The organism is Cobetia amphilecti (genome assembly GCF_032923285.1).
In the GTDB taxonomy this organism is placed as follows: domain Bacteria; phylum Pseudomonadota; class Gammaproteobacteria; order Pseudomonadales; family Halomonadaceae; genus Cobetia; species Cobetia amphilecti.
The window spans coordinates 1,354,482-1,376,826 of sequence record NZ_CP136695.1 but is presented as its reverse complement, the minus strand read 5'-3'; the positions used below and the strand labels follow the sequence as shown (position 1 = coordinate 1,376,826).

General features: G+C 64.1%; 17 protein-coding genes. 4 read left to right on the top strand and 13 right to left on the bottom strand.

Annotated features, from left to right (window positions below):
- Positions 1 to 336: 336 nt before the first annotated feature.
- Entirely contained in the window at positions 337 to 1,785 is a 1,449-nt protein-coding gene (locus R1T44_RS05895) for a glyceraldehyde-3-phosphate dehydrogenase (RefSeq protein ID WP_043331922.1), read from the bottom strand.
- Positions 1,786 to 2,381: 596 nt separating this feature from the next.
- Between R1T44_RS05895 and mfd the strand changes: the two genes are divergently transcribed.
- Positions 2,382 to 5,909 carry a transcription-repair coupling factor gene (mfd, locus tag R1T44_RS05890; RefSeq protein WP_153635246.1) on the top strand — a complete coding sequence of 1,176 codons (3,528 nt, stop codon included), beginning with the start codon at positions 2,382 to 2,384 and terminating at the stop codon, positions 5,907 to 5,909.
- A 220-nt stretch (positions 5,910 to 6,129) separates the two neighbouring features.
- Here the strand turns inward: mfd and R1T44_RS05885 are convergent, their stop codons facing one another.
- From R1T44_RS05885 to R1T44_RS05860, 6 genes are all read right to left on the bottom strand, one after another.
- Complete coding sequence (locus tag R1T44_RS05885) at positions 6,130 to 6,867, bottom strand: S-methyl-5'-thioinosine phosphorylase (RefSeq protein ID WP_153635245.1); 738 nt, start codon at positions 6,865 to 6,867, stop codon at positions 6,130 to 6,132.
- A 222-nt stretch (positions 6,868 to 7,089) separates the two neighbouring features.
- Entirely contained in the window at positions 7,090 to 7,671 is a 582-nt protein-coding gene (locus R1T44_RS05880) for a hypoxanthine-guanine phosphoribosyltransferase (RefSeq protein ID WP_043331927.1), read from the bottom strand.
- Positions 7,652 to 8,998: a mechanosensitive ion channel family protein gene (locus R1T44_RS05875; RefSeq protein ID WP_242007743.1), complete on the bottom strand. Its 1,347-nt coding sequence runs from the start codon at positions 8,996 to 8,998 to the stop codon at positions 7,652 to 7,654. Before R1T44_RS05875 ends, R1T44_RS05880 begins: the two co-directional genes overlap by 20 nt.
- Positions 8,999 to 9,046: 48 nt before the next feature.
- On the bottom strand, positions 9,047 to 10,192 hold the full coding sequence (gene nagZ / locus R1T44_RS05870; protein WP_153635244.1) for a beta-N-acetylhexosaminidase: 1,146 nt from the start codon (positions 10,190 to 10,192) through the stop codon (positions 9,047 to 9,049).
- Positions 10,193 to 10,451: 259 nt separating this feature from the next.
- Positions 10,452 to 10,994, bottom strand: a complete 543-nt coding sequence (locus R1T44_RS05865) for a L,D-transpeptidase (RefSeq protein WP_153635243.1) — start codon at positions 10,992 to 10,994, stop codon at positions 10,452 to 10,454.
- Positions 10,994 to 11,671 (bottom strand): TetR/AcrR family transcriptional regulator, encoded by a 678-nt coding sequence (locus R1T44_RS05860; protein ID WP_043331928.1) that lies wholly within the window; start codon positions 11,669 to 11,671, stop codon positions 10,994 to 10,996. The genes R1T44_RS05865 and R1T44_RS05860 overlap by 1 nt, the downstream gene beginning before the upstream one ends.
- Positions 11,672 to 12,237: 566 nt before the next feature.
- On the opposite strand from R1T44_RS05860, the gene lexA reads away from it, so the two are divergent.
- Positions 12,238 to 12,867, top strand: coding sequence for a transcriptional repressor LexA (lexA, locus tag R1T44_RS05855; protein ID WP_043332079.1), 630 nt, complete (start codon positions 12,238 to 12,240; stop codon positions 12,865 to 12,867).
- Between the two features lie 146 nt (positions 12,868 to 13,013).
- Here lexA and R1T44_RS05850 read toward each other — a convergent pair whose 3' ends face one another.
- From R1T44_RS05850 to topA, 3 genes are all read right to left on the bottom strand, one after another.
- Positions 13,014 to 13,253 carry a hypothetical protein gene (locus R1T44_RS05850; RefSeq protein ID WP_052384340.1) on the bottom strand — a complete coding sequence of 80 codons (240 nt, stop codon included), beginning with the start codon at positions 13,251 to 13,253 and terminating at the stop codon, positions 13,014 to 13,016.
- Between the two features lie 252 nt (positions 13,254 to 13,505).
- The gene (locus R1T44_RS05845) at positions 13,506 to 13,985 is read right to left on the bottom strand and encodes a DUF6586 family protein (protein WP_153635242.1); all 480 of its coding nucleotides are present in this window, start codon (positions 13,983 to 13,985) and stop codon (positions 13,506 to 13,508) included.
- Entirely contained in the window at positions 13,985 to 16,627 is a 2,643-nt protein-coding gene (gene topA / locus R1T44_RS05840) for a type I DNA topoisomerase (RefSeq protein ID WP_107335351.1), read from the bottom strand. Before topA ends, R1T44_RS05845 begins: the two co-directional genes overlap by 1 nt.
- Positions 16,628 to 17,400: 773 nt before the next feature.
- Between topA and pyk the strand changes: the two genes are divergently transcribed.
- Positions 17,401 to 18,870: a pyruvate kinase gene (pyk, locus tag R1T44_RS05835; RefSeq protein ID WP_043331933.1), complete on the top strand. Its 1,470-nt coding sequence runs from the start codon at positions 17,401 to 17,403 to the stop codon at positions 18,868 to 18,870.
- A 79-nt stretch (positions 18,871 to 18,949) separates the two neighbouring features.
- Positions 18,950 to 19,423, top strand: a complete 474-nt coding sequence (locus R1T44_RS05830; protein ID WP_054555025.1) for a methylglyoxal synthase — start codon at positions 18,950 to 18,952, stop codon at positions 19,421 to 19,423.
- Between the two features lie 257 nt (positions 19,424 to 19,680).
- Here R1T44_RS05830 and R1T44_RS05825 read toward each other — a convergent pair whose 3' ends face one another.
- The 3 genes from R1T44_RS05825 to R1T44_RS05815 all read right to left on the bottom strand — a co-directional run bounded on the left by R1T44_RS05825 (position 19,681) and on the right by R1T44_RS05815 (position 22,154).
- Positions 19,681 to 20,535 (bottom strand): isochorismatase family protein, encoded by an 855-nt coding sequence (locus tag R1T44_RS05825; RefSeq protein WP_153635241.1) that lies wholly within the window; start codon positions 20,533 to 20,535, stop codon positions 19,681 to 19,683.
- Between the two features lie 63 nt (positions 20,536 to 20,598).
- Positions 20,599 to 21,306 carry a prephenate dehydratase domain-containing protein gene (locus R1T44_RS05820; protein WP_153635240.1) on the bottom strand — a complete coding sequence of 236 codons (708 nt, stop codon included), beginning with the start codon at positions 21,304 to 21,306 and terminating at the stop codon, positions 20,599 to 20,601.
- A 95-nt stretch (positions 21,307 to 21,401) separates the two neighbouring features.
- Positions 21,402 to 22,154 carry an SDR family oxidoreductase gene (locus R1T44_RS05815; protein WP_153635239.1) on the bottom strand — a complete coding sequence of 251 codons (753 nt, stop codon included), beginning with the start codon at positions 22,152 to 22,154 and terminating at the stop codon, positions 21,402 to 21,404.
- Between the last annotated feature and the right edge of the window lie 191 nt (positions 22,155 to 22,345).

The window sequence follows — 22,345 nt, the reverse complement described above, 5'->3', positions numbered from 1 at the left end:
CGCCCAATTGTCGGATCTGATGTTGTTCAGGAAAGATCACCCATCGTAGATACGCCTCGAGGCCGATAATTGACCAGGCAACCTCGCGATTTTCGCGTATCAGGCAATGTGAATGCTTTTCTTATCAGACGGTTGGAGGTGTAGCCCAGAGATTGGACCGGCCCAAAAAAATCCGGCTCATTATAAAGATGCGAGGCCGGAAAGACCATACGACACTAAAGTGGTGCACACGCCGAAAACGCCAACGCCCCCGCCATCATTGAGGGCGGGGGCGTTGTAACAGCAGGTATTTATTTCAATTTTTCGCAAGTCACGCCACAGACGCGGCGCATTGACTCAGCGCGTAGGGAAGTAGCTGAAACGCACGTTGGACATGTGCTGCAGAATACGCACCACCTGACAGCTGTAACCGAACTCGTTGTCGTACCACACGTACACGACGGCCTGCTTGTCGGTGACGATGGTCGCCTGGCCATCGACGATGCCGGAATGGCGGTTGCCGACGAAGTCCGAGGACACCACTTCACAGGAATCGACGTAGTCGATCTGCTTCTGCAGCGAGGAATGCAGCGAGGCGGTGCGCAGGAAGTCGTTCATGCGCTCAGCGTCGCTTGCGGTGTTCAGGGTCAGGTTGAGGATTGCCATCGAGACATTGGGCGTCGGCACGCGGATCGCGTTGCCGGTCAGCTTGCCGGAAAGCTCCGGCAGTGCCTTGGCGACGGCCTTGGCGGCACCGGTCTCGGTCAACACCATGTTGAGGGCCGCGGCACGGCCACGACGGTCACCACTGTGGAAGTTGTCGATCAGGTTCTGGTCGTTGGTATAGGAGTGCACTGTCTCGACGTGACCCTGGCTGACACCGTACTCGTCGTGCAGCACCTTCAGCACCGGCACGATGGCATTGGTGGTACAGGAGGCCGCGGAGATGATGCGGTCATCGTCACTGATGTCGGTGTGGTTGACGCCGTAGACGATATTCTTGAGATCGCCCTTGCCCGGTGCCGTCAGCAGCACCTTGGCCACGCCCTTGCACTCCAGGTGCTGACCCAGGCCCGCTTCGTCACGCCACTTGCCGGTGTTGTCGACCACGATGGCGTTGTCGATGCCGTGCGCGGTGTAATCGATCTCGGTGGGCGAATTGGCGTAGATGATCTTGATGTAGTTGCCGTTGACGATCAGCGCCGAGTTTTCTTCATCGACGGTGATGCTGCCCTCGAAGGGACCGTGCACCGAGTCGCGACGCAGCAGGCTGGCCCGCTTTTCCAGGTCATCCTTGCTGCCACGCACCACGATGGCGCGCAGACGCAGCAGGTTACCGCCGCCAGCTTTCTCGATCATGATGCGCGCCAACAGGCGACCGATACGCCCGAAGCCATACAGGACGACATCCTTCGGGTCGCCGCCCATGCCGCCTTCGACGTAGCCACCGACGATGTCGGCCAGCTCACGCTTGAGGAAGGCGGTGATGTCCGTCTCGTCAGAGCGCTTGAAGGCGACCGCCAGCTTGCCGATATCGACGTGGGCCGGGCCCAGGTTGAGCTCGATCATCGCGCGCACCAGCGGGAAGGTATCTTCCACTGACAGCTCGACGCCTTCGGCCTTGCGCACCCAACGGTGGTTCTTGAGGATGCGCACCATCGAGCGATTGATCAGCGAACGCCCGTAGATGGAGGGCACGACGTTGAAGCGGCGGTAGAGATCTCCCAACAGCGGGATCATCTGCTCCGCGAGGGCTTCATTGTCCTGCCACTGCTTGAAACAGGCTTCGAGATTCTCTTGGCTCACGGGTGCATCCTCTCACGTGCGGGCAAATAATGATGGTCGTCACCGAGCGCTTGGCGACGCCGGACAAGGCCAGCTGAGTATGCGTAACGCGGCTATGCACCACAATGAAAGGATGGTCGCACGCAGGGTAGTAGTGCTACAGAATCAACGATTTGACTACAAAAGCGTTTCCCCCATCCCGCGCTCGGCCATCTGTGTCCACGGTGCTGAAAAGCACATCACTTGCCCCCATATAGCGACTGACTTGCTATGATCAAGCGCGACTCCTTTCATGGCGGCGACTGACGTTGCAGCCCCTTGCGCTGCGACAGCTTGCGTTGAAGCGCGCCTGGCAAGCCAAGGCATCGCGTCTGCCTTGTCGCGCTCATGAGTATTCTGCGCGCTATTGAATGTGCCGCGCGCTCACCAATGTGCCGTGCACCCGAGAGACTGCCTTGCGCCCATGAGTCGCTCAGCGTCATCTGCATGCGTGGGCCGCTCATCGTGAGCGACTGACCCAGCACCTTATTCACTCGGGCCCTGCCCGTGACGTCATCCCGTGCCGTGAACGCCGCAAGGCGTTGCGCCCAAGCCCAGGACACAAGACACCAGAGCCCATGTTCGAGACTCCGCTGACGCCCCCGTTGCCGCGCTCGCGCCGCGAAACCACCTTCTGGATGCTCAATGACCCTAGCGCCGCGGCGCTGGCGCTGGCGCGCCTGGCCGATGCCGATGAAGCGCCGCTGATGGTCATCACCCCGGACACCGCCAGCGCCCAGCGCCTGGAAGCCGACCTGCGCTTCTATACGCGCCATCCCGAGCGCCTGCTGCCCTTCCCCGATTGGGAAACGCTGCCCTACGACAGCTTCTCGCCGCACCAGGACATCGTCTCGGAGCGTCTGCGCACCCTGCGTACCCTGCAGACCAGCCGCCGCGCCATCGTGCCGGTGCCGGTCAACACCCTGATGCAGCGCCTCGCGCCGGTGGATTACATCGCAGGCCAGGTCTTCAGTCTCGCCAAGGGCGACATCCTCAATCGCGAGGACTTCCGCTCACGCCTGTCGCGAGCCGGTTACCGCGCGGTGGAGACGGTCTACGAGCCGGGCGAATACGCCCTGCGCGGCGCATTGATCGACCTGTTCCCCATGGGCAGCGAGCAACCGCTGCGCATCGACCTGTTCGATGACGAGATCGACACCCTGCGTGCCTTCGACCCTGACACCCAGCGCAGTGGCGACAAGGTCGAGGCGATCGAGATTCTGCCCGCACATGAATACCCGCTGACGCGTGGCGCCATCGCCTGCTTCCGCGAGGGCTTCGAGACGCTGTTCGATGTCGACCCGCGCCAGTGCATTCTCTACAACGACGCCATCAAGGGCATTCCCTCGCCGGGGCTCGAGCAGTACCTGCCGCTGTTCTTCGACGAGACCGCGACGCTCTTTGATCATATGGGCGACGAGCTGCGCATCGCCATGCTGCCCGGCGTGCGCGAGGCAGCCGAGAGCCACTGGGACGCCATCACCACCCGCTACGCCAATCTGGGCGTCGACCCGACACGCCCGCTGCTGCCACCGCACCGCGCCTTCGTGCCGGTCAATGAGCTGCTGGGCCTGATCAAGCAGCACGAGCGTATCGAGCTGGTACGTGAGTCCAATGCCCACGCCATCGAATTCGGCCATCAGACGCTGCCGAGCCTGGCCATCGATGCGCGCAGCGCCGACCCGACCCAGGCCCTGGCCAGCTTCCTCAAGCAGCGCCTGAACGGCGAACATGCCCAGCGTGTGCTGTTCGTCGCCGAGACCCAGGGCCGCCGCGAAGTCGTAGAGGAGCAGCTCACCCCGCTGCTGCGCGGCTTCGGGTTGCGCAGCCTGGATGACTTCGCAAGCTTCGAGCACTTCGTGGACAGCCCAGCCGCCGTCGGCCTGACCGTCGGTGGCCTGACACATGGTACCTGGGTGGCCAGCGCGCAGGCAGAAGATGCCCTGTCCAGCGATGACAGCGACAGCCACAAGGGGCTGGTGGTCATCACCGAGACCGAGCTCTACGGCGAAGTGGTACGTCAGAGCCGCCGCCAGGCGCGCGCCACCGATGACAACGAGCTGGCCGTGCGCCACCTCTCGGAGTTGCGTGAAGGCGCGCCGGTGGTGCACCACACCCACGGCGTCGGCCGCTATCTGGGGCTGGAGACCATCAACGCCGGGGGGCAGGAAGCCGAGTTCCTCGCGCTCGAATACGCCGATGGCGCAAAGCTCTACGTGCCGGTGGACAGCCTGCACCTGATCTCGCGCTATTCCGGGGCCAGTGACGAGCTGGCGCCGCTGCACAAGCTGGGCTCCGAGCAATGGGAGAAGGCCAAGCGCAAGGCGGCCGAGAAGATCCGTGATACCGCCGCCGAACTGCTGGATGTCTATGCACGCAGAGAGGCGCGTGTCGGCCATGCCTGCGACTTCCCCGCCGAGGACTACGCACGCTTCGCGGCCAGCTTCCCCTTCGAGGAAACCCCAGACCAGGCGCAGACCATCGGCGCGGTGATCCAGGACATGTGCGCGCCCCAGCCGATGGACCGCGTGGTATGTGGCGATGTCGGCTTCGGCAAGACGGAAGTCGCGATGCGCGCCGCCTTCCTCGCCGTCAATTCCGGCCGCCAGGTGGTGGTGCTGGTGCCCACCACCCTGCTCGCTCAGCAGCACTACGACAACTTCCGCGATCGCTTCGCCGACACCGCGGTGGAGATCGCCCTGCTGTCGCGTTTCACCAGCGGCAAGGGCCAGGAAGCCTCGCTCGAGCGCATCAGGAACGGCCAGGCCGATATCGTGATCGGCACTCACAAGCTGCTCTCCAAATCGCTGGAGCTGCCCAACATGGGGCTGCTGATCATCGATGAGGAGCACCGCTTCGGCGTCTCCCAGAAGGAGCGCCTCAAGAGCCTGCGCGCCGAGGTCGACATCCTGACCCTGACTGCCACGCCGATTCCGCGCACGCTGAACATGGCGATGAGCGGCATCCGCGACCTGTCCATCATCGCCACGCCACCGGCGCGCCGCCTGTCGGTGAAGACCTTCGTCCAGCAGCGCAACGACGGCGTGGTCAAGGAAGCCATCCTGCGCGAGCTGCTGCGCGGCGGGCAGGTCTACGTGCTGCACAATGAGGTGAAGACCATCGAGGAGAGCGCCGCGCGCATCGCGGAGCTGGTGCCGGAGGCCAATGTCGGCGTCGCCCACGGCCAGCTGCCGGAGCGCAGCCTGGAGCGGCGCATGTCGGACTTCTATCACAAGCGCTTCAACGTGCTGGTGTGCTCGACCATCATCGAGACCGGCATCGACATCCCGAGCGCCAATACCATCATCATCGAGCGCGCCGACAAGTTCGGCCTGGCCCAGCTGCACCAGCTGCGTGGCCGCGTCGGGCGCTCGCATCACCAGGCCTACGCCTACCTGCTGACCCCGCATCCCAAGGCGATGACCCGCGATGCGGTCAAGCGTCTGGAGGCGATCAGCGAGTCCCAGGACCTCGGTGCCGGCTTCACGCTGGCCTCCCATGACATGGAGATCCGCGGCGCGGGTGAGCTGTTGGGTGACGAGCAGTCCGGCCAGATGGAAACCATCGGCTACTCGCTGTACATGGAGATGCTCGATCGCGCCGTGAAGGCCATCAAGGCGGGCAAGACGCCCAATATCGAGTCACCGCTGGATGAAGGCGTCGAGGTCAGCCTGAATCTGCCGGCACTGATTCCGGCCGATTATCTGCACGACGTTCAGCAGCGCCTGATGATGTACAAGCGCATCAGCAACGCCGAGAACGCAAGCGACCTGCGCGAACTGCAGGTCGAGATGATCGACCGCTTCGGCCTGCTGCCGGAGCCGGTCAAGACGCTGTTCCGCCAGACCCAGCTGCGCCAGCGCGCCCAGGCGCTGGGCATCATCAAGCTGGAGGCCGGCGCCGGACGTGGTCGCATCATCTTCGGCGCCCAGACGCCGGTCGATCCGCTGACGCTGGTCAACCTGATCCAGCGCCAGTCGGATGTCTACAAGCTGGAAGGTGCCGACACGCTGCGTTTCGCCACCGACATGGACGACGCCGAGGCGCGCTTCAGCTTCTGCGAGACCTTGCTGGACCTGCTCAACGCCAAGACCAAGGCGGCCTGACGCGCCCTGCGCTGCCAGGCGCCTGGGTTCGAACTTGGGCATGAACTTGAGCGTGAGCGTGAGCTTGAACGAAAAATGAAAACGGCCTGCATCGCGGATGCAGGCCGTTTTTTCGTGCGGGCATACCCTCTACACGCTCTACACCCTCTACACGCCCTACCTACACCACCGCCTACCTACACCACCGCCTCCCCCCACTCTCCTCCTGAGGTCAGGCAGCTCAGGCATGGCGCGCCAACAGCGTCGCCAGCAAGCGCTGCACTCTGGGCATGCCGGCCTCGATCACGGATTCCGTGCCCGCGCGGGTCGGCTCCTCTTCGCCGACGCCTGCGGCATGGCTGATCACCAGACACAGGCTGGCGTATTCCATCTCGAGCTCGCGCGCCAGCACGGCCTCAGGCATGCCCGTCATGCCGACCAGCGTATTGCCATCGCGCGCCATCAGGCGGATCTCGGCGGCAGTCTCCAGCCGCGGCCCCTGCACCACGCCCAGCACCCCGCCGGCCGAGAGGGGCAGCCCCGCCTCGGCGGCGGCCGCATGCAGCTCCTCACGCCAGACCCGATGATACGGCCAGGCGAACGACACATGCTGGAACGGCTTGAAACGCCCATCGAAGAACGAACCCTCGCGACCGGTGGTGTAATCGATCAGCTGGTCCGGCACCACCAGCGTGCCCGGGACCAGCGTCGGGTCGATGCCGGACACGCAGTTGACTCCCACCACATGGGTCGCGCCCGCCTGTTTGAGCGCCCATAGATTGGCGCGATAGTTGATGCGATGCGGCGGCACCTTGTGCGGTTGGCCATGACGGGCCAGAAACAGCAGCGACTGACCATTCAGTCGCCCTTCCACGACGCCACAGGAGGCCGCCCCCAGGGGCGTTTCCTGCCCGCCGCGCCTGAGCACTTCCATGCCTGCCCAACTGCCGAACCCCGTCCCACCGATCACCGCCAGCATCGCCCGCCTCCTTGCCACCCATGTGCAGGAATCTCCCGGGACCGGACACCCCGATCCTCAGCGAACGCTACTCCGAGCCGACCGACAACGACAAGCACAATCGTCACGCTCTGCGCCAGGAGAACAGAAAAGGCCCCGAAAACGACACCACCCGCCGCGGTTGCCCGGGCGGGTGGTGAACGAGTGTCATATCGCGGGATGGCGGCTGCCATCCAGCAAATCTTACAGACCCTTGGGCGCGTAGATGCCCGGCGCGTTACGCCAGTAGCCCTTGTAGTCCATGCCGAAGCCGAACAGGAAGCGGTCTTCGACGTCGAGACCACAGAAATCGGCCTTGAAGCCCGGGTAGGCCTTGCGGTCATGCTTCTTGTCGACCAGCACACAGCTGGACACGCTGCGCGCGCCGGCTTCACGGCAGTACTCGAGGATCGCGGCCAGGGTGCCACCCTCATCGAGGATGTCATCGACGATCACCACGTCGCGACCGGCCATCGGCAGCTCCGGGTTGACGCGCCAGAACAGCTCGCCGCCGCGCATCGCGCCACGGTAGCGAGTGGCGTGCAGATAATCGACTTCCAGCGGAAAGTCGAGGCGGGTCAGCAGCTGGCCGGCGGTGATCAGGCCGCCGTTCATCACGCAATAGAAGATCGGCATGCGATCGCCGAGGCGTTCCGTCAGCTCAACGGCCATGCGGTCGAGTGCCACTTCAAGGTCAGCTTGCGGGATCAGGCAATCGGCATTGTCCATCACCTCACGCATTTCGTCATGCAGGGCGGTGAGGGTCTCAGGCGTCGGAGTCAGCATCGGGAGTTTCCTGGGTGTCACTGGCCTCATCTCCACGCCGGACGGGCGCAGAGGAGGATGTAGCAGCGGCGGTTGAATCAGAACGGCGGCGGGACCCGCGCGTCTGCGTGTCTGATGACGCCGCGGCATTCTCAGCCTCGGCGTCGTGTTCATGGTGGCGTCCTTCGAAGGACAGTACATCGGCAAAATGCAGACGCTGGCCCGGCAGCGCCACCTGGGCATCATGCTCACGGATGATGTCGTGCACCTTGAGCAGGACATCCTGCTTGATCGCGTGGTACTTCACCCAGTCGGTGGTGCGCGTGAAGACATAGACGAAGAAGTTCAGCGAATGCTCACCATAGGTGGTGAAGTTCACGATCTGGGTGCGCGTCTGGTCGATCTCGTCATGGCCTTCCAGCATCTCGCGTACCGCGGCAACGATGGGGCCGACCTGGGCGGCATCCTCATAGCGCAGCCCCACGGTCTCGAAGATGCGGCGATTGTACATGCGCGACGGATTCTCCACCGAGATGCTGGTGAAGATGGCGTTCGGCACGTAGAGGGGCCGCATGTCGAAGGTGCGGATGCGCGTCAGGCGCCAACCGATATCCTCGACGGTGCCCTCGATCTCGCGGTCCGGTGAGCGGATCCAGTCGCCGACCTTGAAGGGCCGGTCGAGATGGATCATCAGGGCGCCGAAGAAGTTGGCCAGCAGATCCCGCGCCGCAAAGCCGACCGCGATACCGCCGACACCCCCGAAGGCCAGCACCCCGGACAACGAGACGCCGAGATTCTGCAGGATGGCCAGCCCCACCAGCACGACCACGACCGCCCGCAGCAGCTTGCTGATCGCCGAGGCCGTGGTGGCATCCATCGCGTTGACGTTGGTGCCGGGCGGCGGCATGGTGCGCAGCGCCTCGAAGCGCTTGACCATGCGAATCAACGCCCAGGCCAGCGCCAGCAGGGTCACGATCTGGCGCGCCGTGCCCAGGTACTTCTCGGCCCCGCCGAGGCTGAACTGGCCGGCGATGATGCCGAGCGCCAGCAACACCCCCATGCTGTAGAGCCAGAATGACAAGGGATGACGCAGGCCATGCACCAGGGCGTCATCCCACAGGTTGCGGCTCTTCTCGGCATGCGTCGCCAGGCGGCTGAGCACCACCCGCTCGATGAGGTGCAGCAACAGCACCGCCAGCAGTAGCAGAGCGAGATTGATGCCCCACAGCGGCAGACCAAAGGTCTGCTCGACCCATTGGCGCAGCGGCTCGACCCATTGATTGATCATCTCTTCGGCAGGCGCTGCCAGCTTGTCGGCAGCAGCCTCGGTGGCGGATTGCTCAGCCATGGGAATTCCTTGCCAGTCTTCGACTCGAAAAAGGCACCGCGTGCCTGATTATTGCGCGCTACCGGACTCAGAGACCGACCGTGCGTCAGACGCGTCAGCGGCGCCTAGCGTGCCCGAGGGCATGGCAGCCTGCTGTGATGCCTGACTGGCCGCCATCGATTCGAGCCGCGCGTGGGTGCGCCGCCAGCGTGCCAGCCCCACCAGACCATCCAGCGTCGGGCGAGCTCGCGCATAGCGCAGACGCGCCTGGCGCTTGCCACGGTGGCGCTGCTCATCGTCATCGAGGCTGTCGAGCACTTCGCGCGCGGCGGCCGGGTCATTGCAGACCAGCGCCATGTCGCAGCCGGCGTCCAGCGCCAGGCGTGCACGCTCTGCCGGGCCACCTTCCGCGACGGCCGCCGCCATGCCGAGATCATCGGAGAAGATGGCGCCCTTGAAGCCGAACTCTTCGCGCAGCAGGCCCAACCAGCTGGGTGAGAAGCCCGCGGGACGTGCATCGAAATCCGGATAGATCACATGCGCCGGCATCACGCCACCCAGGCGCTCGGCGAGGGCCGCGAAGGGCTTGAGGTCATGTTCGCGCAGCTCGCGGAACGGCCGCGGGTCGACCACGCGCTCCAGATGGGTATCTGCCGAGATGCCACCATGCCCCGGGTAGTGCTTGCCGACGGCGGACATGCCCGCCTCCTGCAGCCCGTCGATGAAGGCGCCGCCCACCGCGATGACGTCTTCCGGCGTGGCGCCGAAGCTGCGATCGCCAATGATGGTCGAGCCCGCCACATCGATATCCAGTACCGGCGCAAAGGTGATATCACAGCCGATGGCTGCCATTTCCATGCCCAGCAGCCAGCCGGCATCGCGTGCCAGACCCAGGCCTGCGGCCTGGGCGTCTTCGCCGCAGCCATCACAGTCACGCCCGAGACAGCACTGCGCCAGGCTGCGCATCGATGGCAGGCGTGTCACGCCCTCGCGCAGACGCTGGACGCGCCCGCCTTCCTGATCGATGGCGATCAGCAGGTGGGGATTGACGCTGCGAATCTCGCGGCTCAGTTCCAACACCTGCTCGGGAGAAGCGCAGTTGCGCGCAAACAGGATGACGCCCCCGACGGCAGGGCGTGCCAGCAGTTCACGTTCGTCGCGGGCGAGGGTCAGCCCCGCAACATCGACCATTACGGAGCCCAGTGGCTGTGTCATGTCATCCTTCCTGTCCATGGCCTGCGGCAGTGATGTCCCGTGAAGAGAGGAGCCACGACCGCCAGGACTTCATGTCTTTTACGGGGCTCGGCAGCCTGGAAGAAACGTGATGAATCAGGCTGCCAGCGCGAGGAAAGGCGCAATTCTAGCCGACTGAACCCCTATCGAACAGTCGCGGCCAGCTGCGCCCCGGCAAGGGGCTGTCACGCAGATTCCGGTGACAGCTCATGGAGGGTATCAGACTCGGGCACCAGCGCCTTCAGGCATGCAGCAGTACCGGGGTGCCGGGCACAGCCTCGGCAAAGAGTCGCAGCAGGTCGTCATCACGCAAGCGAATGCAGCCGTGGGACGCCGCTACCCCCATGGGCTCCGTGCTGGGCGTGCCATGAAAATAGATGTAGCGGCGCAGACTATCGACCCGCTCGCTGCGGGCATTGCGACCACGATTGACGCCGGGCTCGCGGCCGCTGAGCCACAGAATGCGCGTCAGGATCCAGTCACGCTCAGGATGCTCCGCGGCAAGCTCGGGCGTGAACACCTCGCCCGTGAAGCGCCGTCCGCGATAGACGGCGCCACGCGGATTGCCCGCCCCGATGGCGGCTCGAATCACATGCCAGCCGGTTGGCGTGCAACCGCTGCCGTCGAGCTCGCCAATACCGTTGAGGCCGCTGGAGATCGCGCAGGCGTGCACCAGCGCCTCAGGGTCAGCCGCGGGGGGCGGCGCATCACGACTGCCACTCGGCGCGTCATTGCGTATCTCAAGGCTTTGGCGCGAGAGGTCCACCGCTACCCAGCAGGCCATCAGCTGGCCGCCTGGGTGACCGCCTCACCATCTCCGAGCGAGGCCGGCAACGGCGCTGCCATCGCCGCGACCACCACCGGACGCATGTGCTGGATCAGCTCACGCACCGTGGTGTGATGGCCGTACTCGGCTTCCTCGATATCGCGCAGCGCATCCAGGCCCGAGAAGGTGAAAATCACGCTGCCGAGCATGAAGTGCAGGCGCCAGAAGCGCTCGTTGTCCGGCAGATCAGGCGTCGCCAGCTTCAAAAGCTCGGCGAAGCGGCTGAAGACCGTGCCGTAATGCTCGCGGATATAGCGTCGCATGTGGCCCTGCCCCTGGGTATAGGCCAGCCCGAGCAGGCGCATGAAGGTACGCAGGCTGTTGCGCTCGGCCGGCACCTCCAGCACGGTACGCGCCATCACCTCCAGCAGGACCTCCAGCGGCACCTGACGCCCGGCGTATTGCTGCTCGACGCTGTCGAGTGCCGCGTGGAAGCGCTCACTGAACGGGTCGAGATAGCGTGCGAAGACCGCCTGGATCAGCGATTTCTTGGAGCCGAAGTGGTAGTTCACCGCCGCCAGATTGACCTTGGCCTTGCTGGTAATGTTACGCAGTGAGGTCTCGGCGAAGCCGCGCTCGGCGAACAGCACCTCGGCAGTATCGAGGATGCGGGTAACGGTATCGGTCTGGGCCATGGGCGGAACCCTTGTCAGGTAGAAAAGAACTGGAGTCGTAGGTCACGGCGCAAGCCCCGCGCGGCGACTCTCTCATGAGGTGGTGCATGTTCACCGCAAGGCACGTTCGATCACGGCACCCGTGAGCACCGCCATCGACGAACATTCGTTTGAAACACTTTGATTCTAGCGCGCCATGCCATGACTGACAATTCTCTCGCGTTTCAAACGCCAGAGGTTTAGCCAAGCCTGATATTCCCTCAACGCTGACCGTGCCGATTCAAGGGCTCGCCTAGCTGGGTGACTGACCACCCCGCCAGCGCCAGGCCGGGTTCACTTCCAGACATTCACCACCAGACATTTACCTCCAGGCATTCACTTCCAGACATTCCCATCAAGAAAGAATGCCTCGGATATCGGCACGAAAAGTCGCCAGACAGCGATATCTCGGCGACTACCTGCCCTTTGAGGCCACCACGCAAGCCACGATGCCTTGCATGACCGCCATGACTGGATACAATGACAGTTGTATGGATGCACACCCCGTGCCGTCAGCTCAAGATGCCGCCCAGGCCAAAGGCAATGCCATGACCCAGCCGCTTACTCCGCGCCAGCAGGATGTCTTCGACTTCATCATCAAGACCATCAAGTCCTCTGGCTACCCGCCGACGCGGGCCGAAATCGCCCAGGCGCTGGGCTTCCGCTCACCGAATGCTGCCGAGGAGCATCTGCGTGCCCTCAAGCGCAAGGGCGCCATCGAGATGGTGCCGGGCACCTCTCGCGGCATTCGCGTGCCGTCGCTGGCTGACGTCGACGACAGCGCCAACGATGGCCTGCCGGTGATCGGGGAAGTGGCCGCCGGCAGTCCGATTCTTGCCAGCGAGCATATCGACCGTCACTGCCCGCTGCCGAGCGACTACTTCTCGCCGGCTGCCGACTACCTGTTGCGCGTGCGCGGCGTGTCGATGAAGGACGTGGGAATTCTGGAAGGCGACCTGCTGGCCGTGCACCGCACCAGCAGCGTGCGTGACGGACAGATCGTAGTGGCACGTCTGGGGGATGAGGTCACCGTCAAGCGCTTCCGCCGTGACGGGCACTACGTGTGGCTGGAAGCCGAGAACGAGGACTTCTCGCCGATCAAGGTCGACCTGCGCACGGACAGCCTGGAGATCGAAGGTCTCGGGGTGGGCGTCATCCGCGATGGCGGCCTGCACTGAGGCCTTGACCAGCAGCGCTTTGAGCAACGAGCTATGCCCAGCAGCACCTTTCTCGCAGAGCTCTGAGCAACAGAAAAGCCGCACGCATTGCACAAAAAAACCCGCCTCGAGGCGGGTTTTTTTGTGCGCGAAGCGCGAGCGATGAATCAGTGCACGATGCCTTCTGACTGCTCGTCCTCGTCTTCTTCGCCATCCCAGAGGCGAGTCCGGGTGATGGCGTGGTCGATCATCTCACGCGCGACCTCGAAACGATTGTCACGCAGCAGATCGGCGGCCTCGTCCGAAATGCGAATGCTGAGCAGCGGCTCACCTTCGCTTTCCGCGGCGCGCAGAATCACTTCACCATCTTCCATTTGCACAATTTCAAGTACGGCGGGATCGGACACGTCATTCCTCCTGCACGGCATCTCGCGAGATACCGGCGTCGTTGTAATCGTCAGCGCGACGGCTGGCAAGCCCGGCACCGCGTTGCCATCAGCGACGCAGAAAAAAGTACGACCACAGCCAGAGCCATGGTCGTACCGGAGAATGCAGGGCTTGCCACAATGCGATCAGTCTAGCACCCGTGAAGGCGAAACGTCACCCGATTGCCATGCGCCAGTCATCACCAGCGTGCAGCACCAGATCAACGCCTTGACCTACCACTCGACACTCGACTCGCGCAGCTGCGGCAGCAGCGCCTTGAATGCCGTGATGGCGGCACTGAGACGCTCGGCCAGCGAGGCGCTCGAGGCTGCCGCGATGATCAGACCATCACCACGCGAACGCGATTCCTCGCGGCGAGCGACGCCGCCCTCTTCATGCAGGCGGGTCACATCCGCGACCAGCTCAGACAACCAGCTGTCGGAATGCTCCAGCAGGCTGCGCAGCTGCTCGACCTCGGCGATGGGCGTCGGCGGCGACGCCAGGCGCTCGCGCCAGCTACCCTCTGGCCAGCGCGCCGTCACGGCACACTCTTCCAGCAATGACGCCAGCGCCAGCTCCAGCAGGGCGAGCGCGCCCTCTTCACCGGCCATGCGACGCGCCACGGCATGCTCATCGTCGCCAGAGGCTGCTGACTGGGCCAGCAGCAACTCGGCCTGATACAGCAGCTGATTGGTACGGGCACGCTGGCTCATCAGCTCTTGGCTCCCTTGCGCTTGTCCTCGACGACCCAGCGGCCGTTGTCGTAGGTCGCCTTCCAACCGGTCGCCTTGCCTTCCTCATCGGTCATGACGTACTGAGCCTTGACCTTGCGCGAGAAGCGAATCTGCGCCGGACGTCCGTCCGGGTCCTGATCCGGGGCTTCGAGAATGAAGTGATACTTCTCCGGCAGCTCGTCGGCATGCGCCTTGAGCTCCTTGACCAGCGGCGGACGCGTCTCGCGATTCTTGGGGAACTGACTGGCCGCCAGGAACAGGCCACTGGCGCCATCGCGCAGCACGTAGTGGTCCTCGACCTTGACGCAGGCAAGTTCCGGCATCGGAATCGGGTCCATCTTCGGCGGCGCCACCTCACCGGACTTGAGCAGCTTGCGGGTATTCTTGCAATTCTCGTTGGTGCAGCCGAAGTACTTGCCGAAACGCCCGGTCTTGAGCTGCATGTCGGAACCGCACTTGTCGCACTCGATCACCGGGCCATCGTAGCCCTTGATGCGGAACTGACCTTCCTCGACCTCGTGACCGACACAGTCCGGGCTATTGCCGCAGACATGCAGCTTGCGCTGCTCATCGATCAGGTAGCTGTCCATCGCGGTGGCGCAGATCGGGCAGCGACGCTTGGCGCGCAGCGCATCCGTCTCGGCATCTTCACCGGCATCGGCCGCCACGGCTTCATCGCCCGGCAGCAGATCGATGGTGGTCTTGCAGCGCTCCTTGGGCGGCAGGTTGTAGCCGGAACAGCCCAGGAAGACCCCGGTCGAGGCGGTACGAATCTGCATCTCACGCCCACAGGTCGGGCAGGCGATGTCCGTCGGCACCGGCTGGTTGGGACGCATGCCCTCTTCGGACTGGGCGTGGTCCAGCTCGGCCTTGAACTCGGCGTAGAAGGTGTCCAGCAGCTCACGCCAGTTGCGCCCGCCGTTGGCCACCTCATCGAGATAGTCTTCCATGCGCGCCGTGAAGCCGAAGTCCATCAGGTCCTTGAAGGACTCGCTGAGGCGATCGGTGACGATGTCGCCCAGTTTCTCGGCATAGAAGCGACGGTTTTCCAGCGCCACGTAGCCACGGTCCTGGATGGTGGAGATGATGGCGGCATAGGTGGACGGACGACCGATACCGCGCTTCTCCAGCTCCTTGACCAGGCTGGCCTCGGTGTAACGCGCCGTGGGCTTGGTGAAGTGCTGCAGCGGCTGCAGCTCGACCAGGTCCAGCTTCTCGCCGATGGCGAGGTCCGGCAGCGACTGGTCCTCTTCCTTCTTGCCCATCGGCTTCATGACACGCGTGTAACCGTCGAACTTGAGCACACGGCCCTTGGCGCGCAGCTCGTAGCCATCCACTTCGATGGTCAGCGTGGAGGACAGGTATTCGGCCGGCAGCATCTGACAGGCGACGAACTGACGCCAGATCAGCTCATACAGACGCTCGGCGTCACGCTCCATGCCGGCGAGATCGGTGGCGCGGCGTGACACTTCGGAAGGACGAATCGCTTCGTGCGCTTCCTGGGCGCCTTCCTTGCTGGAGTAGACGTTGGCCGCTTCCGGCAGGTAGTTGCTGCCGTATTCTTCGCTGATGAAGTCGCGCGCCGTGGCCACCGCGTCCGCCGACAGATTGGTCGAGTCGGTACGCATGTAGGTGATGTAACCCGCCTCGTAGAGACGCTGGGCCATCATCATGGTCTTCTTGACCGAGAAGCCGAGACGACCACTGGCCGCCTGCTGCAGGGTCGAGGTGATGAACGGCGCGTTCGGCTTGGAGCGCGTCGGCTTGTCTTCACGATTGGTGATCGCGAGCTTGGCCGTGCGCAGCGCCGCGATGCGATCCATCGTCTCCTTCTCGCTGGTCGGACGGAAGGCCTTGCCATCCTGACGCGCCAGCTCGAAACGGATCGCTTCACCACTGGCGGCGGCCAGCTCAGCGTGGACATCCCAGAACTCTTCGGGGATGAAGGCGCGGATCTCGCGCTCACGCTCGACGATCAGACGCACGGCAACCGACTGCACGCGCCCGGCGGACAGGCCACGAGCGACCTTGGCCCACAGCAGCGGCGAGACCATGAAGCCGACGACGCGATCCAGATAACGGCGTGCCTGCTGGGCATGTACGCGGTCCATCTTCAGTTCGCCCGGCTCATCGAAGGCCGCCGTGATCGCCTTCTTGGTGATCTCGTTGAACACTACGCGCTTGTAACGCGAATCGTCGCCACCGATGGTCTCGCGCAGGTGCCAGGCAATCGCCTCACCTTCGCGGTCCAGATCCGTCGCGAGATAGATGGTGTCGGCTTTCTCGGCCAGACGCGTCAGCTCGGAAACGACCTTTTCCTTGCCAGGCAGGATCTCGTAATGCGCCTCCCAACCATTCTCCGGGTCGACCCCCATGCGGCGGATCAACTGGGTCTTGGCCTTCTGCGCCTTGTGAGCCGCCTTGACCTCGGGCGACATCTTGCGAGTCTCCGCCGCCTGACGGGCACGTTCCTTGGGGTCGGTGGCCTGCTTGCCGCTTCCGCTGGTCGGCAGGTCGCGGATGTGCCCGACACTCGACTTCACCACGAAGTCGTTGCCGAGATACTTGTTGATGGTCTTGGCCTTGGCGGGCGACTCGACGATCACCAGTGACTTGCCCATGGTTGCTCGCATCTCCTGGCCGGCGCTGATTGCGCCGGCGAATGACTCGTCGCGCTGGGTTTTGTCCCAGCCGAAAAATGCGCCTACCCTACCCCAGCATTTCAGCGCTGACCAGCAATGTTGAGACTGACGCTTCGTCAGGGCGGCTCGACAGGGCGCCTCTGCGACAGCCTCGAGACATGCCATGCCACCCGCCATGTCAGCATGCGGCTTGCGCCGAATGACATCGACAGCCTTCAGGCATGTGGTCGTGGCAATCCGGCATTCGAGCCGGGTTTGAGCATAGGTCATCAGCGCATGGCAGCGGTCAACGGGCCCGATACACGGGGCCGGTACAGGGTTCTGCGCTGGGCCGATGCGCGGAAATTTCGCTCAGCAGGGTATTGCCACTATATAGGTAGCACTGGAATGGCTGTCAGTGAAAGCCAGCCGGCGGACATTGGCGTGACGGGGCGGTCACCACGACACTGCCGCAGAGAGCATGCGACGCCTGGCCGTCAGGCCTCGAAATGACGGGCCGCGCCCGCATGGCGCAGCGCGGCATACCCTGACGCCCCAGCCCATGTCCGCGTACCCGCGACAACGTATTCGCAACAATCGCTCGGCATACTTCACGTCACCCCTTGCAGTCCCGATCGTGATCACGAGAATGGACAACGACAGCCGACGATACTCGACAGGCTCCCTTTCAGCCTTCAATGTAGTAAAATGACAACAACCTGGTTTGCGTTTTCAGCCAGTCCATCACGCCAGTGTTCAAGGAGTATGCTTTCATGCCGCACGCGTTCAACGGCCCGATCCGCCGCACCAAGATTGTCGCCACTCTCGGCCCTGCCAGTGACAAGCCGGGTGTGCTCGACGCGATGATTCGTGCCGGAGTCGATGTGGTACGCCTCAACTTCTCCCACGGTAGCCCCGAAGACCACCGCATGCGCGCCGAGGCCGTACGTCAGGCTGCCGCCGCACAGGGCCGCAGCGTCGCCGTACTGGGCGACCTGCAGGGCCCGAAGATCCGCATCGCGCGCTTCAAGGATACCGCCGTCAAGCTGAGCGAAGGCCAGCCGTTCATCCTCGATATCGGCCTGGGCCGTGATGAAGGTACCGTCGAGCGTGTCGGCTGTGACTACCAGGAACTGGCCGATGACGTGGTTGCGGGCGACGTGCTGCTGCTCGACGATGGCCGTGTGGTGCTTGAGGTCAATGAGCTCAAGGGCAATGAGATCCACACCACCGTCAAGGTCGGCGGCAAGCTGTCCAACAACAAGGGCATCAACAAGCAAGGCGGCGGCCTGTCTGCCGAAGCCCTGACCGACAAGGACAAGGCTGACCTGAAGACCGCCATCGATATCGGCGTCGACTATCTGGCCGTTTCCTTCCCGCGCAGCGGCGCCGACATGCAGCTGGCCCGTGAACTGCTGGGCGAGGAAGGTCGTGACATCGGCCTGATCGCCAAGGTCGAGCGCGCAGAAGCCGTGGCCGACGACGCCGTGCTGGATGGCATCATCCTCGCCAGTGAAGGCGTGATGGTGGCGCGTGGCGATCTGGGCGTCGAGATTGGCGATGCTCAGCTGATCGGCGTGCAGAAGCGCATGATCCGCCGCGCGCGCAGCCTCAACCGCGTGGTCATCACGGCCACCCAGATGATGGAATCCATGATCAGCGCGCCGCTGCCGACCCGCGCCGAAGTCTTCGACGTCGCCAATGCCGTGCTCGACGGCACCGACGCCGTGATGTTGTCGGCCGAGACCGCCGCCGGCGACTTCCCGGTCGAGACCATCGAGACCATGGATCGCGTCTGCCTGGGCGCCGAACGTGAGCGTGCCGCGCAGGAATCCCAGCACCGCATCCACGAAGGCTTCAGCAAGACCGACGAGACCATCGCGCTGTCCGCGATGTATGCCGCCAACCACCTGACCGGTGTCGTGGCCATCGTGTGCATGACGGAATCCGGCTATACCCCGCTGATCGCCTCGCGCATCCGCTCCGGTCTGCCCATCGTCGGCCTGGCGCAGGACCAGAAGACCCAGCGTCGCATGGCCCTCTACCGTGGTGTGGTGTCACTGCCCTTCGATTCCAGCGAATTGCCGGCGGCGGAAATCAACCGTCGCGCCATCGCGGAGCTGGAAGCCCGTGGCATCGCGACTCGCGGTGACCTGGTGATCCTGACCCGTGGCGACCAGATGAACGCACATGGCGGCACCAACACCATGAAGATCGTCACTGTCGGCAGCACCATCGACTGATCGGCCTCGCTGGCCTTCCGCCCCGGGCCTTTCGAGGCGGGAGGCCAGCGACATTGCCCCATCCTCAGGAGGTCAGGGAATGAGCGAACAACGACCCAAGCGCCAGGCACGGCGCACCCTGCCAGCACGCAAGCGCATTGCGCTGGTGGCGCACGATGGCAAGAAGGATGAAATGCTGGCGTGGGCCAATCGCTGGCGCGATGAGCTGTCCCGCCACCAGCTGCTGGGCACGGGCACCACTGCCCGCCGCATCAGCAAGGAGCTGGGCCTCGAGGTCGAAGGCCTGCTGAGCGGCCCGCTGGGCGGTGATCAGCAGATCGGCGCGCGCATCGCCGAAGGCAATCTGGACCTGCTGGTCTTCCTGTGGGACCCGTTCGCGCCGATGCCGCACGACCCTGACGTCAAGGCGCTGCTGCGCCTGGCGGCATTGTGGAACGTGCCGGTCGCCAGCAATGCGGCCAGCGCGGACTTCCTCTTCCACTCGAAGTTGATCTCCGAGGAAGTCGAAGTGGCCGTGCCGGACGCCAACGACTGGGTCAGCACCCGCGCCTGAATGACGCTGGCTGTCGCCCCATGAAAACGCCGCCTGCTCGCAAGAGAGGCGGCGTTTTCATGGCCAGATGTTGTAATCAAACTACCTTTTGCGCAGACGGGCGGCCTTGCCTGCACGGCCTCTGACGAAATTGCTGCCTTCCTGCCACCTTCCCAGCTCTTCCTCTCTCCACTTTCACGCTATCCCGCTATCCCGCTATCCCGCGACGCTATGCGAGAGACGCAGCTCAATCCATGACAGCAGCTCACGACATCTGCTCAAGAAGTCAGCTCAAGCTGACTGGCGATCACCGCACCACGCGCCGCCATGCAGTAAAGTCCGATGTGATGACTGTCTGCCTGGGGATGCGTCGCCGTATCGGGGAGCCCCAGCTGCTCAACCACTTCGGCCGGCAGGTCGTAGGTGGCACAGCCGGGCTCCAGCACCACGATGTCACGCACCTTGCCCAGCAGGCCGTGATTGCGCGCCGACAGCAACGTCAATACCAGGTCCATCACGCAGATATCGGTGCAGATGCCTACCACGACCAGGCTTTCCAGCCCTTCGTCGCTCACCCACTCCTGCAGCGCATTGACCTGGGTATGGGGATCAATCGCGCCGACATAGCCATTGATGCAGTCCTTGCGCACCAGCGTGGCCTGCGGCTCCTCCTCCAGCCAGGCAAGTTCCGCCACCAGCTCATCCTCGCCGCTGCCCTGCTCACAATGGGCGGGATAAGGCGGCTCCGGCTTGCCCGGCGCATGGGAATCAATGAAGGCCAGCAAGGGGCGTCTGCGCTCACTGAAGGTTCGCGCCAGCGTATCGCTGAGGGCGATCATCCTGCTGACCTGTGCATTGGGCGCCTGAGGTGCCAGCGCACCGCCTGCGACCTGACAGAAGCCGTTGATCTCATCGACGATGATCAGCCCGGCCGTCGGCAGCGAGACCGGCACCACGGCCGGCCGCACCGGCAGGCGGGCATCAAGCTCGCTGGGGGTCTTCCACTCGGCGGGAGTGGCAGGAATGCGTTGCACCACGCAGGACGCCGCGACATCGGATGAAGTCGCGGCGTCCTGCGTCTCTGGTGTAGAGGATACGGAGGGAGCGGACGAGCGCTGGTCGGAAGACACCATGCAAAAGGCCTCTGATGACGAATGGCCTTCAGCATAACGGAACTCAGGGCCGAGCGGCGACCCTCACCCGGCGGGCTCGCTGGTACCGGACAGCACGGCGTTGCCCTGCCCTTCATCCACCGTGGCATCACAGGAAAAGCACTGGCCGCGCACCCGCGCGTGGTCACGCCTCAGCACCGCGAATTGCGCCACACGGCCGGGGTCATCCTCGATGCGCTGGGCGAGGCACACGAGCCCCGGGCGGCGCGCCAGTGATGGCGGCGCGATGGCCAGCGTATCGCTGCGACTCTCTGCCATGTCCAGCGCATCCGCCATGTGCAGACACTCCACCCGCTCGACCTCCGGCAGGTTCTGCTGCAGCCAGGCATCGCACTCTTCGAACAGGGCCTCGCGTGCCACGATACGCCTCACCGCCGACGGCGAAGCCCCGGGCGGCCCGAGCAGACTGAGACTGATGGCACGGAAGACGCGCCGCTCGACGCAGATGCCCGTCCAGAAGGCCAGCGCCTGATGCGTGGTGCGCACCGGACGCTGATGCCCACGCGACCAGGGCACCACGGCGGTATCGATCTCGCCTTCCGCCAGCGCCCTGATGACCTCGTCGATGCCTGCGTAAGCCTTGAGCTGGGCGTCGTTGGCATAGAGCTTGAGCGCGCACTCGCGCGAGTACCCCCCAAGGTGCCCGGGATAGCCCACGCGCAAACCATCGGGAGCCGGGATCACGCCCTGCGGCGAGATATCGCCGTGGACTTCGCTAGCTGTCACCTTCATACCAGCCCCTCATGCCAATGTCTGAACAAACCTCATCCTGACAACAGCATAGCCGCAAACATGGGCGTTGTTAGGCAAAACCCACCTCGGTGACCTCAGGCAAAGCCGCCATTGGCACCGATGACCTGGCCACTCACCCAGCCGGCATCTTCGCTGGCAAGCCAGGCCACCACGGCTGCGACATCCTGCGGGTCCGCAATGCGCCCCAGCGCCGCCATGCCCTTGAGGCGCTCGATGGTCTCTTCACTCTTGCCGTGACGAAACAGGCCGGTGTCCGTCGGGCCCGGCGCCACGGCATTGACCGTGATGCCTCGCTCGCCGACTTCCTTGGCCAGCACCCGCGTCAACTGGTCCACCGCGGCCTTGGAAGCCGCATAGGGCCCGTAGGTCGCGAACATCTGCCGCGTCACCGAGGTGGACATGTTGATCACACGTCCGTCATCGCGCAGATGCCGCGCCGCCTCACGCATCAGATTGAAGGAGCCGGTCAGATTGGCCTGCATCAGGTTGGCGAAGTCGTCATCCGTGAAATCGGCGATGGGCTTGTAGATGCTCATGCCGGCATTGTTGACCAGGATATCCACCCCGCCGTATACGCGCCGGGCTTCGGTGAACAATTGTGCCGCGTCGCTGCTGACACCGACATCGGCCTGAACGGCGATCGCCTTGCCGCCCCGCGACTCGATATCCGTCACGACCTGCAAGGCACCATCACTGTCGCTGCGATAGTTGACGATGACGTGAGCGCCGTCCGCCGCCAGGCGCTGCGCGATCCCGGCGCCGATCCCGCGTGAAGCCCCACTGACTACCGCCACCTTGCCGCTCAACCGCTGTGCATTCTCCGACATAGCTGTCTCCTCTTTCGTCATGGGCGATCGACCTCAAGGGCCATCAATAATGAGCGCCTTGCGAGTGTCAGTCAGACATCATCATTGCAGCAAGCGAATGCCGCTGACACCCCTGCAACGCGGGGTTTCGCATAAACGAAAAACCGCCACCCCGGGCATGCCGGTAGTGGCGGTTCTTTTACAGCGGCGGC